The 14,644-nt window shown below is 59.8% G+C and carries 11 protein-coding genes; 6 read left to right on the top strand and 5 right to left on the bottom strand.

What is annotated here, in order from left to right:
* The first annotated feature begins 67 nt into the window (after window positions 1-67).
* Together IEX75_RS00655 and IEX75_RS00650 are read left to right on the top strand one after the other, a co-directional pair.
* The gene (locus tag IEX75_RS00655; RefSeq protein ID WP_188792351.1) at window positions 68-832 is read left to right on the top strand and encodes a YdcF family protein; all 765 of its coding nucleotides are present in this window, start codon (window positions 68-70) and stop codon (window positions 830-832) included.
* A gap of 66 nt (window positions 833-898) precedes the next feature.
* A complete protein-coding gene (locus IEX75_RS00650; protein ID WP_188792350.1) occupies window positions 899-1,660 on the top strand; it encodes a YdcF family protein in 762 nt (253 codons plus the stop codon).
* Between the two features lie 134 nt (window positions 1,661-1,794).
* On the opposite strand, the gene IEX75_RS00645 is transcribed toward IEX75_RS00650, so the two are convergent.
* Entirely contained in the window at window positions 1,795-2,853 is a 1,059-nt protein-coding gene (locus tag IEX75_RS00645; protein ID WP_188792349.1) for an NAD(P)-dependent alcohol dehydrogenase, read from the bottom strand.
* 186 nt (window positions 2,854-3,039) lie between these two features.
* Between IEX75_RS00645 and IEX75_RS00640 the strand changes: the two genes are divergently transcribed.
* Window positions 3,040-3,996, top strand: coding sequence for an AraC family transcriptional regulator (locus IEX75_RS00640; RefSeq protein WP_188792348.1), 957 nt, complete (start codon window positions 3,040-3,042; stop codon window positions 3,994-3,996).
* A gap of 81 nt (window positions 3,997-4,077) precedes the next feature.
* On the opposite strand, the gene IEX75_RS00635 is transcribed toward IEX75_RS00640, so the two are convergent.
* From IEX75_RS00635 to IEX75_RS00620, 4 genes are all read right to left on the bottom strand, one after another.
* Complete coding sequence (locus IEX75_RS00635; protein ID WP_188792347.1) at window positions 4,078-5,508, bottom strand: aldehyde dehydrogenase family protein; 1,431 nt, start codon at window positions 5,506-5,508, stop codon at window positions 4,078-4,080.
* Window positions 5,509-5,510: 2 nt separating this feature from the next.
* Window positions 5,511-7,160: an acetolactate synthase large subunit gene (locus IEX75_RS00630; protein WP_188792346.1), complete on the bottom strand. Its 1,650-nt coding sequence runs from the start codon at window positions 7,158-7,160 to the stop codon at window positions 5,511-5,513.
* A 282-nt stretch (window positions 7,161-7,442) separates the two neighbouring features.
* Window positions 7,443-8,810, bottom strand: coding sequence for an exodeoxyribonuclease VII large subunit (gene xseA, locus IEX75_RS00625; RefSeq protein WP_188792345.1), 1,368 nt, complete (start codon window positions 8,808-8,810; stop codon window positions 7,443-7,445).
* Between the two features lie 274 nt (window positions 8,811-9,084).
* A complete protein-coding gene (locus IEX75_RS00620) occupies window positions 9,085-9,816 on the bottom strand; it encodes a hypothetical protein (RefSeq protein WP_188792344.1) in 732 nt (243 codons plus the stop codon).
* A gap of 447 nt (window positions 9,817-10,263) precedes the next feature.
* On the opposite strand from IEX75_RS00620, the gene IEX75_RS00615 reads away from it, so the two are divergent.
* The 3 genes from IEX75_RS00615 to IEX75_RS00605 all read left to right on the top strand — a co-directional run bounded on the left by IEX75_RS00615 (window position 10,264) and on the right by IEX75_RS00605 (window position 14,623).
* On the top strand, window positions 10,264-11,457 hold the full coding sequence (locus tag IEX75_RS00615; protein WP_188792343.1) for a hypothetical protein: 1,194 nt from the start codon (window positions 10,264-10,266) through the stop codon (window positions 11,455-11,457).
* Between the two features lie 155 nt (window positions 11,458-11,612).
* Window positions 11,613-13,553, top strand: coding sequence for an acetyl-CoA hydrolase/transferase C-terminal domain-containing protein (locus IEX75_RS00610; RefSeq protein ID WP_188792342.1), 1,941 nt, complete (start codon window positions 11,613-11,615; stop codon window positions 13,551-13,553).
* A gap of 260 nt (window positions 13,554-13,813) precedes the next feature.
* On the top strand, window positions 13,814-14,623 hold the full coding sequence (locus IEX75_RS00605) for an HD-GYP domain-containing protein (RefSeq protein WP_188792341.1): 810 nt from the start codon (window positions 13,814-13,816) through the stop codon (window positions 14,621-14,623).
* Window positions 14,624-14,644 lie beyond the last annotated feature (21 nt).

The raw sequence follows: 14,644 nt of genomic DNA, 5'->3' as shown, positions 1-14,644 counted from the left end.
GAGGAAAGAGGCTTCATGCAGGCAATCTGCGTTAGGCTCCGTGTTTTTCGACTGGGATCAGGCCTGCATGTTGCTACTGTTGCTCCTGCTTTGCGCGCTGGGTTACGTCGTAAGCCGCTTTCGCCGCGGTCGCGGCGGATGGATGTTCTACGGGGCGGCGTTCGTATTGTTGGTGGCCAGCGCCGGCGGACCCTTGCCTGTGTGGTTGATCACTCACTTGCAAGCGCCTTATGCGACCCGGCCGAACATAACCTGGGCGCCGCGCAATGCCATCGTGGTGCTGGGCGTCGGCGACTCGCTGATCGTCGCCACCGGGGAAGTGACGCCTACCGTGTATGCAGGCAACAGGTTGGTCGAGAGCTATACGTTGTATCGCGAGTGCAAGCAGACCGGCAACGACTGCAAGCTGATCGTAAGCGGCGGCGATCCATCCAACGTCGGCAAGACCGAGGCCGCGGTCTATGGGGATATCTTGCTGCACATGGGCGTGGACCGCGATGACCTCATGCGCGAAGCGCACAGCATGAACACGTGGCAGAACGCACAATTCGTGCAGCCCATGCTCAATGCCTATGCACCGCAGCGCGTGGTGCTGGTGACATCGGCGATGCACATGCGCCGCGCGCAGACATTCTTCGAGCACTTCGGCATCGATGCCTTGCTGGTGCGCGCCGATTATGTGGGTTCGCGGTTCACCTGGCTTCCCAACAGCCAGAGCTTGATGCTGACCGACGCGGCGCTGCATGAATACGCCGGCGTGCTGGTGTATCACCTCTACAATGCGATGGGTTGGAATCCGCCGGCGCTGCCGCGGAGACACCAAGCATTGTGACGACTCGGCGCGTCGTTTGGGTGCAGATCCGAATGGCGCTAACTTTTATCGACAAGGATGACTTGCATGCTGCTGCTGTTGTTGTTCCTGCTTTGCGTCCTGGGCTACGTGCTGGTCCGTTTTCGCCGTGGTCGCGGCGGATGGGTGTGCTACGGATTGGCCTTCGTGCTGTTCGCCGCTAGTGGTTGCGGCCTCTTGCCCGACTGGCTGCTCACGCACCTGCAAGCACCTTATGCAACCCGGCCGACAGTGACCTGGGCACCGCGCAACGCCATCGTGGTGCTGGGTATTGGCACATCACGCGTTCCTGCTACCGGGCAGGTGGGGCCGATGATGTTCGCGGGCAATCGGCTGATCGAGGGCTATCGGCTATACCACGCGTGCAAGCAGACCGGCAGCGATTGCAAACTGATCGTCAGCGGTGGCGATCCGCTCCGCTATGGTGAGGCGGAGGCCAAGGTTTATGGTGATGTCCTGACCAGCATGGGCGTGGATCGCGCCGACCTGATGCTCGAAACGCACAGCTTGAACACCTGGCAGAACGCGCAGTTCGTGCAGCCCATGATCAAGGCCTATGCACCGCAGCACACAGTGCTGGTGACGTCGGCCGTGCATATGCGCCGCGCGCAGACATTCTTTGAGCACTTCGGCATGGATGCCTTGCTCGTGCGCGCCGATTACGTGAATGCGCGGCCCACATGGCTCCCCAACGGCTGGAACATGGCGTTGACCGAAATGGCTTTGCATGAATACGTCGGCGTGCTGACGTATCACATCTACAACGCATTGGGATGGAATGCGCCGCCGAGCAGATACGGCGCACCATGATGCGTAGGTTGGGGTGCAAACCCCAACGTTGGGATTCTGCACCGATGGTGATGTTGGGGTTCGCACCCCAACCTACGATGGGCACTCATAACCATTCCTCCCCTGCATGTGCATGCAGGGGAGGAGCAACACCATCACGCCTTCTTCAACGACGCCATATCAATCACGAACCGATAGCGCACATCGCTATTGAGCATGCGACCGTAAGCCGTGTTGATGTCCTGGATGTCGATCATCTCCACATCGGCACCAATGCCGTGCTTGGCGCAGAAATCCAGCATCTCCTGCGTTTCCGGAATGCCGCCGATGAGCGAGCCTGCCAGCGAGTGGCGGCCGAAGATCAGGCTGCCGGCGTGCACCGGCGGGTTGACCGGTTCCACCAGACCCACCAGCACGTGCACGCCATCGATCTTCAGCGTGGCGAGGTACGGGTTGAGATCGTGCTGGTGCGGCACCGTGTCGAGAATGAAATCGAAGTGGCCGGCGACGGCCGCCATCTGTTTCTCATCGGTGGACAGCACCACGTGGTCGGCACCCAGCCGGCGCGCTTCCGCTTCCTTGCCCGGCGAGCGCGTGAACAGCGTGACGTCCGCACCCAGCGCCTTGGCAAACTTCAAGCCCATATGGCCTAGGCCGCCCAGGCCGATGATGGCGACCTTGTGATCCTTGCCGATCTTCCAGTGGCGCAGCGGCGACCAGGTGGTGATGCCGGCGCACAGGAGCGGCGCAGCGGCTTTCGGGTCCACCCCGTCGGGAATGCGCAGCACGAACTTGTCGTTCACCACGATGCGCTCGGAGTAGCCGCCGTAGGTCATCATCCCGTCGCGGCGGTCGCGGCTGTTGTACGTGAAGGTGGGCATTTCCTTGCAGTACTGCTCCAGGCCCTGTTCGCAGGCGGCGCAGTGCTGGCAGGAATCCACCATGCAGCCCACGCCCACCAGGTCGCCCGGCTTGAAACCGGTCACCTGGGCGCCCACCGACGCCACCCGGCCGACGATTTCGTGACCGGGCACCAGCGGATACAGCGAATTGCCCCATTCATTGCGGGCTTGATGAAGGTCGGAATGGCAGACGCCGCAATACAGGATGTCGATCACCACGTCGTCCGCGCGCGGATCGCGCCGTTCGAACTGATGGGGGGCCATCGGGGTGGTGGCGGATTGCGCGGCGTAGCCGCGGATGTTGAGGGCCATGCGGTTCTCCAGAGAGGTAAAGCCAAGGGAGGGGCGTCGAGGCCGCAAAGTATGCGCAGTGCAGCAAAAGCCCGGTAGCCGAATCCTGCTAAATGCTTGCTTGATCCTGCAAATAGCCTCTGTAAGGCTCGCTTTGGTCTGCAGTAACAGGCAATCTTCACGCGTTCCAGGCAAGCAGCAATCCGCATGAACACACAACTTAGATCGATCGAGATATTTTCCCGCCTCGAGCAGGATCGCGACGAATTGACAGCCATCGTTGAACGATACGCCCAGGCGGAGGGCGTCACCCAGACAGCCTGGCCAGCCTTGTCGTTCTTCCGCGCCGACTCCCCGAGTGACCGCAGCTGCGCCATGTACGAGCCCTGCCTGGGCCTGCTGCTCCAGGGCAACAAACACATTCTGGTGGGTGAGGAACGCCTGGAGCAGGAATATGGCTACTACCTGATCAACTCCATCGATGTGCCCGTCACTGCCCAGGTAGTGCGCGCCTCGCCGCAGCAGCCGTGCCTGTGCATCACCTTGCGCCTTGACCCTGTACGCATTGGCGAATGGCTGTCCGAAGTGAAGCTACCCAAGCCTTCCACCGCCACCGCCCGCGGCATCGCCTTGAGCCCGGTCAGCGGGGACGTACTCGATCCCCTGCTGCGTCTGGTGCGCCTGCTCGACTCGCCTCAGGATCTTGCGCTGTTGGCGCCGCTGATCGAACGCGAGCTGCTGTACCGGCTGCTCACCGGCGAGCAAGGCACGCGCCTGGCGCAGATCGCCTCGGCAGGCGGGCAGGGCCAGCAGATCGCCCGCGCTATCCAGTGGCTACGCGTGCACTACAACAAGCCGCTGCGCATCGCCGAACTGGCCAGCATGGTGAACATGAGCCCGTCGTCGCTGCACCACCATTTCCGCCAGATCACCGCGATGAGTCCATTGCAGTACCAGAAAGTGCTGCGTTTGCATGAGGCCCGTCGTCTGCTGCTGACCGAAGGCTGCGACGTGGCCACGGCGGCGCATCGTGTCGGTTACGAAAGCCCTTCGCAATTCAGCCGCGAATACAGCCGGCAACATGGCGCGCCGCCGTTGCGCGATGTGATGCGCTTGCGGGCGATGGGAACGGCGCCTTGCGTGGAGCTTGAGGCTACGGCGTAGGTTGGGGTGCAAACCCCAACATCCCCATACCTGCAGACATGGCAACGTTGGGGTTTGCACCCCAACCTACGAGGCGCGGGATTATGTCTCCCGCATCACCATCAACCGAATCTCCGACATATCTTCGATCGCATAGCGCACACCTTCGCGCCCCACGCCGGATAGCTTCACACCGCCATACGGCATGTTGTCCACGCGGAAGCTCGGCACGTCGTTGACGATCACGCCGCCTTGCTCCAGCTCATCCCACGCGCGCATCCCATGGGCAAGGCTGTTGGTGAAGATGCCGGCCTGCAAGCCGTAATCCGAGTCATTGACCATCGCAAACGCATCGTCAATGTTTTCGAACGGCACCAGCAGCACGAACGGGCCGAACACTTCCATGCGATTGACCTTCGCATCCTTCGGCACCTGCTCCATCACCGTGGCTTCGAGCATGTTGCCCTTGCGCTTGCCACCGCACAGGATCTTGCCGCCAGCCTGCTGCGCTTCGTTGATCCAGCCTTCCAGGCGTGTCGCGGCCGCCTCATCGATCATGGGTCCAAGAAATACGCTCTTGTCCTTCGGGTCACCGGCTTTGAGCTGTTTCACTGCGGCAACCAAACGTTGCTTCAATTCCTCGTAAAGCGAGGCGTGCGCGTAAATGCGCTGCACGCTGATGCAGCTCTGGCCGGATTGATAAAAGGCACCAAAGATCAACCGCTCGATCACTTTGTCCAAGTTCGCATGCTGGTCGGCATCCACGATGCAAGACGCATTGCCACCCAGTTCCAAGGTCACTTTCTTGTGGCCAGCACGCGCCTTCAGATCCCAGCCGATCTGTCCGCCGGTGAAGGAAAGCAGCTTCAGCCGCTCGTCTTCCACCAGCGGCGTGGCGTGCTTGCCATCGAGCGTCAGCACGGAAAACGCGCCCTTGGGCAGATCGGTCTCCGCCAGCACCTGGCCGATGATCAACGCACCAATCGGCGTTTTTTCCGAAGGCTTCAGCACGAACGGACAACCCGCAGCAATCGCCGGCGCCACCTTGTGTGCCACCAGGTTCAACGGAAAGTTGAACGGTGTGATGAACGACACCGGCCCCAACGGTACGCGGCGCGTAAAGCCATGGTAGCCATCCAGGCGCGCTGCCAACTCCAGGTTCAAGGTTTCACCATTCACGCGCACTGCTTCGTCGGCAGCAATGCGGAAGGTTTCGATCAGGCGTGTTACTTCACCGGCGGCATCCTTGATCGGCTTGCCGGCTTCGATGCACAGCGCCATCGCGAGTTCGTCGTAACGCTCCTGGAAACGCTTCACGCAATGCTGCAGCACTGCTTGCCGCGCCCAGGGCTTGAAGCGTTTCATCGGCCCGGCCGCCTGCACGGCGGCGCGAATGGCTTCTTCCGTGGCTTGCGCATCCGGCACGGCTACGCGGGTGGCGATCTCACCGCTAAACTTGTCGTACACATCCATCATCTCGGAGGACGTGCGCGCCTCGTTCGCCAGGTAATAGGGATAGGTTTTCTCGAGCATGATCACTCCTTCACCGCGGCGCTCAGGCTGCGGATTTCTTCGTCGAGCACACGGTGGTTGTCGGAATAGTCGATAGCAAGGTCGATCAGATGCACGCCACCTTCGTCGAAAGCGCGTTGCAGGGTAGGGAGGAATTCATCCGCACTTTGCGGGCGATGGCCGTGCGCACCATGCGCTTCGGCAAAACGCACGAAGTCGGGATTGCTGAATTGCATGCCGAAATCCGTATAGCCCATCTCCGCCTGCTTCCAGCGGATCATGCCGTACGCATCATCGCGCAATAACAGAATCACCAAATCCTGCTTCAGACGCACCGCGGTTTCCAGCTCCTGCGCATTCATCATGAAACCGCCGTCACCGCAGATCGCCAGCACCTTGCGTTCCGGATATACCATCTTGGCTGCCATGGCCGACGGCAGGCCCGCACCCATGGTGGCGAGCGCATTGTCGAGCAGTACGGTATTGGGCTGACGCGCCTTGTAGTAACGCGCATACCACAGCTTGTACATGCCGTTGTCCAGGCAGAGGATGCCGTCGTCCGGCATATAGCGGCGCGTGTCTGCAACGATGCGTACCGGGTGCATCGGAAAACGGGCGTCATCGGCATACTGGCCAAGCTGCACCTGAAACGCTTCGCGCACCTTGTTGAAGTAGCGGAAATCCCAGTGCTCCTGCGCGCTCAATGCATCGGTCAACCGTTCCACCGTATGCGCAATATCGCCCACCACTTCGATCTGCGGGAAATACACCGTGTCCACTTCAGCCGACGAGAAATTGATGTGAATCACCGTGCGCCGTCCACGCTGCATGAAGAACGGCGGTTTTTCCACTACGTCATGGCCGACATTGATGATCACGTCCGCCGCATCGATCGCGCGGTGCACGAAGTCGCCATCCGACAGCGCGGCATTGCCCAGCCATAAGGGATGATCCTCATCGACCACGCCCTTGCCCATCTGCGTCGTGAAGAAGGGCATCCCAAGCTTGTCGATAAAGGCACGCAAGGCGACGGCCGTGCGTTGGCGATTGGCGCCGGCGCCGATCATCAGGATCGGATGCTTGGCACTGGTGATCGCTTCGGCGGCTTGCACCAGCGCGGCATCGTCGGGCGAAGGCCGGCGTGCATACTCGGTGGGCAGCAGGATGTATTCGTCCACTTCATCGCGGGCGATATCTTCGGGCAGCTCCAGATGCACCGCGCCGGGACGCTCTTCCTCCGCACGGCGGAACGCTTCACGAATGCGCGCAGGAATGGTTGCCGCGGACACCAGCTGGCGCGTGTACTTGGTAAGCGGCTGCATCATGTCCACCACGTCCACCAGCTGGAACAAGCCCTGCTTGTGGGTGCGGATGGGCTTTTGCCCGGTAATCATCATCATCGGCATGGCGCCAAGCTGGGCATAGGCGGCGGCCGTCACCAGATTGGTGGCGCCGGGCCCCAGGGTGGACAGCGCGACGCCCGCCTCGCCGGTCAACCGGCCCCACGTCGCCGCCATAAATCCGGCCGCCTGTTCGTGACGGGTCACGATCAGCTTGATCGGCGATTCTCGCAATGCCTCCACCAGGTCGAGGTTTTCCTCGCCCGGCACGCCGAAAATGCGGGTTACGCCTTCGGCTTCCAATGCTTTCACAAACAAGGCCGCGGCCTTCATGCATCGTCTCCTGGAAAGATAACGACGCTATATGTACTCCAATATTCGATTCGCGCGGGAATGCGTTTGATTCGTGTGAAGAATGGATGCGTTTGCAACACTTTTGTCACTACGGCGGCAGGGTTCCCAAAGTGGCGAAAATTGCCCAGAGGCCGTCATTCCCGCGAAAGCGGGAATCCATTTTCAGGGATACATCAGAGCAACATGGATTCCCGCTTTCGCGGGAATGACGGACGTGAGGGACACATGTGATGTTGAGGTTTCCGCGCCGACTTGCGGCGACTACTTTTTACTAACTCGCAACGCCAATTCGCCATCCACCAACTTCGCCCGCAACGGTGCATCCACCGCCACATCCTGCGCCGACCGCAACACCTTGCCTTTCTCATCAAACAAGATCGCATAGCCACGCTCCAGCGTAGCCAGCGGACTCACCGCATGCATCGCGCGAGCCGTCTGTTGCAAATTCAGGCGTTCGTGCTGCAGCTTGTGCTGGATCATATGTCGCAGCTGCAAAGCATGCTGTTCCAGCTGCTGTCGCAACAACTCGACACGTTGCCGCGGATGCTGTGCCAGCAACCGCGTGTATACACGTTCCAGGCGTATCGTTTTACGCGTCAACTGCGCCTGCCGGCAGGCAAGCAAACGGCGATGTAATTGCAGCAGCCGTTGGCGATCGCGGGACAACCGCGCTTGCGGGCGTTGCGCCTGCAAGCGCGCCAGCAGATGGTCAAGCCGTTGAATACGGGTATGCAAACGCCGTTCGTGGATGGCCGCGTTACGCTGGTGCAACTGCTCGACATGCCGGCGCAGTGCCAGAACGTCAGGCACCAGCAGCTCAGCCGCCGCAGAGGGCGTAGGCGCACGCAAATCGGCGACGAAATCAGAAATGCTGAAGTCGATCTCGTGCCCCACCGCGCTGACCACCGGCACTGCACTGGCGTGAACGGCGCGCGCTACCTGCTCGTCGTTGAAGGCCCAGAGATCTTCCAGCGAACCGCCGCCGCGCGTAAGCAGCAGCACGTCGTAGCGTCCGCAGGCAGACGCTTTGCGCAACATCGAGACAATCGCGGGCGGCGCTTCACGCCCTTGTACCGGCACCGGTAGCACGTCCACTTCCACCAGCGGCCAGCGTCGCGACAACACGCTCAGCACATCCCGAATGGCAGCACCGGTAGCGGATGTGATCACGCCGATGCGTCGCGCAAAGCGGGGCAGGGGGCGCTTGCGTTCCTGCGCAAACAAACCCTCCGCATCCAGTTGTGCCTTCAGCCGTTCAAATTCGCGTTGCAACGCGCCTTCGCCAGCCGGCTCCATATGCTCGACCACCAGCTGGAATTCGCCGCGCGGCTCGTACAGACCAACCCGCGCACGGCATAGCACGTGCACGCCATCCGCCGGCCGGAAACGCAACCCCATGCTCTTGGTCTTGAACATGGCGCAACGCACCTGCGCCAGGCTGTCTTTCAAGGTGAAGTAGAGATGGCCGGACGCCGGGCGCGCCACGTTGGACAGTTCACCTTCGATCCACACCAGCGGCAAGGCATCTTCCAGCAGCCCGCGCACCAGCCGGTTGAGCGTGCTGGGCGTGAGAACGTGACGGGTCGGCTTGCCGCCGGCACCTTCGGGGAAGTCGTCGGGCGCTTGCATGGAGGCGGGAGACTAGCACGAATGGCTTTGGGAACATCGTCTTGGCGCTCGATATTCATCAAAAATGTAGATTATTGCCACTTGTATAGAATCGATATTTGCCCCCCAACCTGCGTCGACTTTCGCTGGGATCGTGCAACTGCTTCAAATGCCGTTTGCGCAGAGATCGCACTGACCGGGCTACAACCAACACCGGTCAGTGCAATGTATTCCCGACTTTGGCTAGCTTGCGTGGTTTGCAGGTCGTGAAGGCTCAATAGTCCAATTTTGTGTCTTATATGCCGCAAGAAAGCGTCGGAGCGACGATTGGAATGAGCAGGCCGAGATTGGCCATAACGGTGTTGTTACAAGCACCAGTGAACGAAATGAGGCCAGCCACATCGCCGTTGTAGCTGAGATTAGGGCCGCTGATTGTGAGAGTAGAGCCGCTTATACCGACCGACGCCGCATTACCTTGAACGGCAATACTCGCAACGCTGATCGTGTTTAGCAGTTTGACGGAGGTGGTGATCTGGGTATTCAGGACGCTGACTGAAAGCGGCGACAAGGTCACCGTGATGCCCTGGCCGTAGGCGGATACGGTTGCGCTTGCCAGGAGACCATTGACGGTAACTGTTTCCCCTCCATTAGTCACGATTATCGTTCCTGTGCTCGGAGTGACAAGAACGAAGCCGTCCGGATCTGCTGACAAGGTGATCCCTGCGAGCCCGGCGCCGATGTTACAAGTTCCTCCTCCGGCTTTATATTCGCCATTGTCCTCGGTAATTACCCCAGCGTTGCAAACCAGGTTGATGTTGCTGCCATCGGGAAGTTCGCCGTTGCAGCTTAGGGTGACGCCCACGCCGTTCTGGTCGGGACTCACCTGGCACTGCAGCGCCATGGTAGGTGCCGCTGCAGCGCGGACAGGGATAAAGCTCAGAAGTGCAGCTGATGCAGTCAAAGCTGCGATAGCCAGCACACTGAGTGCCCTGGCCGTGTTCAACTTGAAGATGGAGTGCAGCTTCATAGGTGCCTCCTCGATGGATTTAAAGACAGCGCTGGATGGCCGAGCATAATCGGCGGGTGCAACACGCTTCGTAAGGTCGCCTGACTATCCCCGGGCGAGTCGAGCAGACTTGGTGGGCTGCATAAAGCGAAGAGGGTGCTCTGTCTGCTCGACTGGAATGTAGCGAGGACTAACTAAAGGTTCCGTATAGATGCTGCAACGGAGATCAGGACGCAACCTGTCCCCGTTTTGCACGGTGATGATCGTCACCTCTGGTCGTCGAATTCGCGCATTTCACGCAAACGTTGTGCATGCCGAGCCACGCGATCAAACACTTCCAGCATTAGCACGCCATAGTTACCGCACATGAAGCTCATTTTGAGGGGTATAAAAAATTGCCCCCCATGAAGAGCTTGGCCATGAGCACGGATCGGTGGACATATAAATTATTCAACCTGGATTTCGATTATGCCGAGTTTTGGTATTCATTCGAGCTTTCACCACACGGAACCTCATCCTGTCGAAACGACTCATCCAACCGAGTCGAAGTCTTCTGTCAAAGAGACCGATAAACCTGGTTCGTCCATTCTCAAACCAGGGACTAACCCGTTTACGCAGTCCTCCTCCGGACTTCCAACCAACAGCACTCCGAAAAAGTCCACGCTGAAAAAGGTCACATGGCCGAATCAAGAGGGTGATTACGTCGTAAATACCAAAGATGCCCCTGACGCGAATGGAAGCCGCCCGGTCTATAAACTTGACGATGTGGGCACGCGCATGCCCACGAATGAGCGTGCGAAACAAGATGAACATGGAAACTTCAAGCGGGTGGATGGCACGGATGCCGCCAAACCGGCGAGCAGTGCTGCCCTGCCACCTGCGGCCAAAGTCGATCCCCGAACGCTGACGCTCAATAAAGAATCGGGTGTCTATCAGCCCAGCAACGCCAGAACGCTAGGCGGGGATGATCGCAGTTACGTACGCGTGGGCGATAGCTACTATCAGGTAAAGCAAGGCGCAAATGGCTGGGCCATTGTCGACCCGAACAAGGCGCATACGGTTGCGGGAAGCGTATATGTGAAGCTGGATGGCAAAGGTGGTGCCGAGCCGCTGGCCAAGGCAGGGCTTAAAGGGGGAGAACCTGCAGCCCCTCCGCTCAGGCAGCAAGTACTGGAATCCCGGGAAGCCGCCGTCCAAGCATACAACAGGCTCGACCTAGCCCGCGATGAGGCGGAGCAGGCCAGGCACGCGTTCGATGAATCGACACGGCAACTCGAAGACCACCAGGCACAGGCGAGATCCCTTGTCGAAGATATTGAGATATTGCGCGCCCAAGACGGTGGACTTGAGGGCGCTTATCAACGTGAACAAGATCCGGTGAAACGCGAGCGTATCCAGCAAGAGCGGACCAGGATCCAGGACGAACTCTCGTCTAAAAGAGACACCCTGAACAAGCTCAATAGCGACATTGAGGGTTTGAATCAAAAGATTCCGGATGATAGGAAGGCCGTGGTTCGAGCCGAGAAGGAGGTGGAGAACGCCGTACAGTCACTGGATAAGGCGGGGATTCTCTTCTTTCACCATCTTGCAGAATATGTCATGGCAAATCCCGATGATGCTGAAGGATTCAATATGTTCGCCGGTGAGCCCGACGCGCTGTGACTAGGCAGTGGACATGGTATGGGGAAGCAGGAAACAGAGAAGCGCAGGATGCGGGAGTGACAGTCATTGCTATTGAGCCGATGGCACACCGTTCGTCACGGCGAACTTCACGTTGGCTGTTCCCCGTTCCTTAGTTCTCCGCTTATGATTCCCCCATGTTGCCAGAGCAGCGCTTTACGGACACCGATGCCTGCGCGCAGCTCATCGTCGAGCGGCTGGGAGCGGACTTGCGTGTAGCGGCGCCGTTGGGCCTCGGCAAGCCGCACGGATTGCTCAACGCGCTGTATGGCCTGATGCTCGCCGATACGTGGCGATCGATGACCTTGTACACCGCCTTGTCACTGACACGGCCGCGGGCGAAAAGCGAATTGGAAGCGCGTTTCCTGGATCCATTCGTGGAGCGCCACTTCGGCGCTGGCTACGTCGATCCGCAATACGCCGTCGACCAGATGCAAGGCAAGCTGCCGCCCAACGTGGCGGTGCATGAGTTCTACATGCAATCGGGGGCCTTGCTGCATTCGCCCAGTGCGCAGCGCAACTACATCAGCCAGAACTACACGCACGTGGCGCGCGATCTGGTCGTGCAGGACATCAACCTGCTGGTGCAGCTCGTTGCACGCCACGAAACACCCTCCGGGGTGCGTTACAGCTTGTCGTGCAATCCCGACCTTACCCTGGATTTTCTCGATCGCGTCAAGGCAGCGGGCAAGTCGCGCCCCTTGTGTGTGGCCGTGGTGCATCCGTCCTTGCCGTACATTGGTGGTGCTGCGGAAGTCACACAGAATTTCTTCGACATCGAACTGGCGCCCACGTCATCGCCACCGTTGTTCGCACTACCCAGAATGCCGGTCGATGCGGCCGAATACGCGCTCGGCCTGCACGCCAGTGCACTGGTGAAAGATGGCGGTTGCTTGCAGATTGGTATTGGTGCCTTATCCGATGCCCTGGTCAAAGGCTTGTTGCTGCGGCAGCAGGACAACACCGCATGGCGAAAAGTACTGGTTGCGCTTGACCCGCGTGGCGCCACGCATCGATTGGCCGAACGTATCGGTGGCCTTGCAATGTTCAAGACCGGTTTGTACGGCTGCAGTGAAATGGTGCTGGATGGTTTCATGCACTTGGCCAAGGCCGGCGTGCTCAAGCGGCGCAGCTGGGACAACCTTGCGCTCGAGCGCGCGGCTGCCGGCGGCCGCTTGCCGGATGACGTGCCCGGCGGGCACTACTTGCGCGGTGCGTTCTTCCTCGGCTCACGCGAACTTTACGAGTGGTTGGAAACCACCACGGGCAGCGACGCCGATGCCATCGACATGTGTCCGGTGTCCAACGTCAACCAGCTCTATGGCGACCACCAGGCGTTGGCTATGTTGCAACGTCGCGGCGCGCGTTTCTTCAATACCTGCATGATGTCGACCCTGCTTGGCGCGGCGATTTCCGAAACGCTGGAAGATGGCCACGTGGTGAGCGGTGTCGGCGGCCAGTACAACTTCGTCGCCATGGCGCACGAGTTGCCCGATGGCCGCTCGGTATTGCTGCAACGTGCAACCCGGTGCGGACGCAACGGTGTGGAAACCAATATCCGCTGGCACTACGGCCAAACCACCATTCCAAGGCATCTGCGCGACATCGTGGTCACCGAGTATGGCGTCGCCGATTTGCGTGGCAAGAGCGATAGCGAATGCATCGAGGCCATGCTGGCGGTCAGCGATGCGCGATTCGTCGATGCCCTGGCGGCGGAAGCCAAATCGCACGGCAAGCTCGCTGCGGATTTCAAGATTCCGGAAGCCTGGCGCAAGCATCGCCCTGAGGCACTGCATGAAGCCTTGGCCAAACCGATGCGCAAAGGACTGCTACCCGCGTTTCCGTTCGGCAGTGATTTCACCGACGTCGAGCAACGCCTGTTACCCGCTTTGGCGTGGCTGCAATCGTCAAGTGCCACATGGAAGGGCAGGTGGCAGCTGCTGAAGGCGCTATGGAAGCCAGGCGCCATCAAGGCGGAAGAGGCTGCTGTACTGGAACGCATGCAGTTGTCAGGAGCGACCAGGCTGAGCGATCGCCTGCAGCGTCGCTTGCTGCAAACCGCCTTGCGGCGATCGTAGGCTGGGGTTTGTACCCCGGCCTGCGAATATCGCAAATCAAGGTACACGCAATGAATTGCGCAAAACCGCACACCGTGTTTCACTCCACGGATGGCAGAATGCCTATTCGATGACGCCACAGGGGGAAGCAAGGTCGTGGCTTTGGCATCAGTTCGTGACAGCGTTTGCGCCCATGTGATGACAGCACACCATCTGCAGTTTGCAGGGACGCACCCACCGATCTTCGCTTGCGAGGGTTGCGTGCTGCGCGTGCGTTAACTGTGAAAAGACTCAGTCCTCAACTACGTACCGCCGGCACCTATGTGCTGCTTTCGGCGATCTATATATGGATATCCGGGCACGTGCTCGGCAGTCTGGTGCACGATCCGCACCGTATCGTTTTCTATCAGATCTTGAAGGGCTGGCTGTTCGTTCTGGGCACTGGACTCTTGTTGTACTGGTTGATCGGTCGCACCGTTCGCCGCCTGGCCAAAGCCAACCAGCAATTGCTCGACAGTCACGAGCAAGCTTTGCGGGTGCTGGTGGAGGCGATGGACGTGCGGCACAAGGAAACCAGCGACCATTCCGAACGCGTGGTACGCATGGCGCTTGGGCTGGCGAAACGGGTGGGTCTGCATGGCGATGCGTTGCGCGACATCAAATTCGGTGCGCTGCTGCATGACATCGGCAAGCTGGCTTTGCCGGATGCCATCCTGATCAAGCCCGGCAAGCTGGACGACGAGGAAACGCAAGTGATGCGCACGCATCCGCGCATGGGTTACGACATGCTGCAGCGAATCGATTTTCTGCATGGTGCCAGCGTCATCCCGTACAGCCACCACGAACGCTGGGACGGCACCGGCTATCCGCAAGGCTTGAAAGGCGAACAGATCCCGCTGGCAGCACGCATTTTCAGCGTAGTGGACGTGTGGGATGCATTGAGTTTTCCGCGCGTCTACAAACCGGCGTGGCCAGAGGCGGAGGTGTTGCAGTACCTGCGCGATGCGGCGGGCGGGCAGCTCGATCCGCATCTGGTTGCGTTGTTTCTCAACAACTACAGCGAGTTGAAGGCGCTCGCTCTGAACGCCTGACACCGTAGGTTGGGGTGCAAA

Origin of the sequence: Dyella nitratireducens (assembly GCF_014642835.1) — a bacterium.
Taxonomy (GTDB): Bacteria; Pseudomonadota; Gammaproteobacteria; order Xanthomonadales; family Rhodanobacteraceae; genus Dyella_B; species Dyella_B nitratireducens.
Note: the sequence above shows the minus strand (reverse complement) of the source record. Positions and strands in the feature narration are given on the sequence as shown.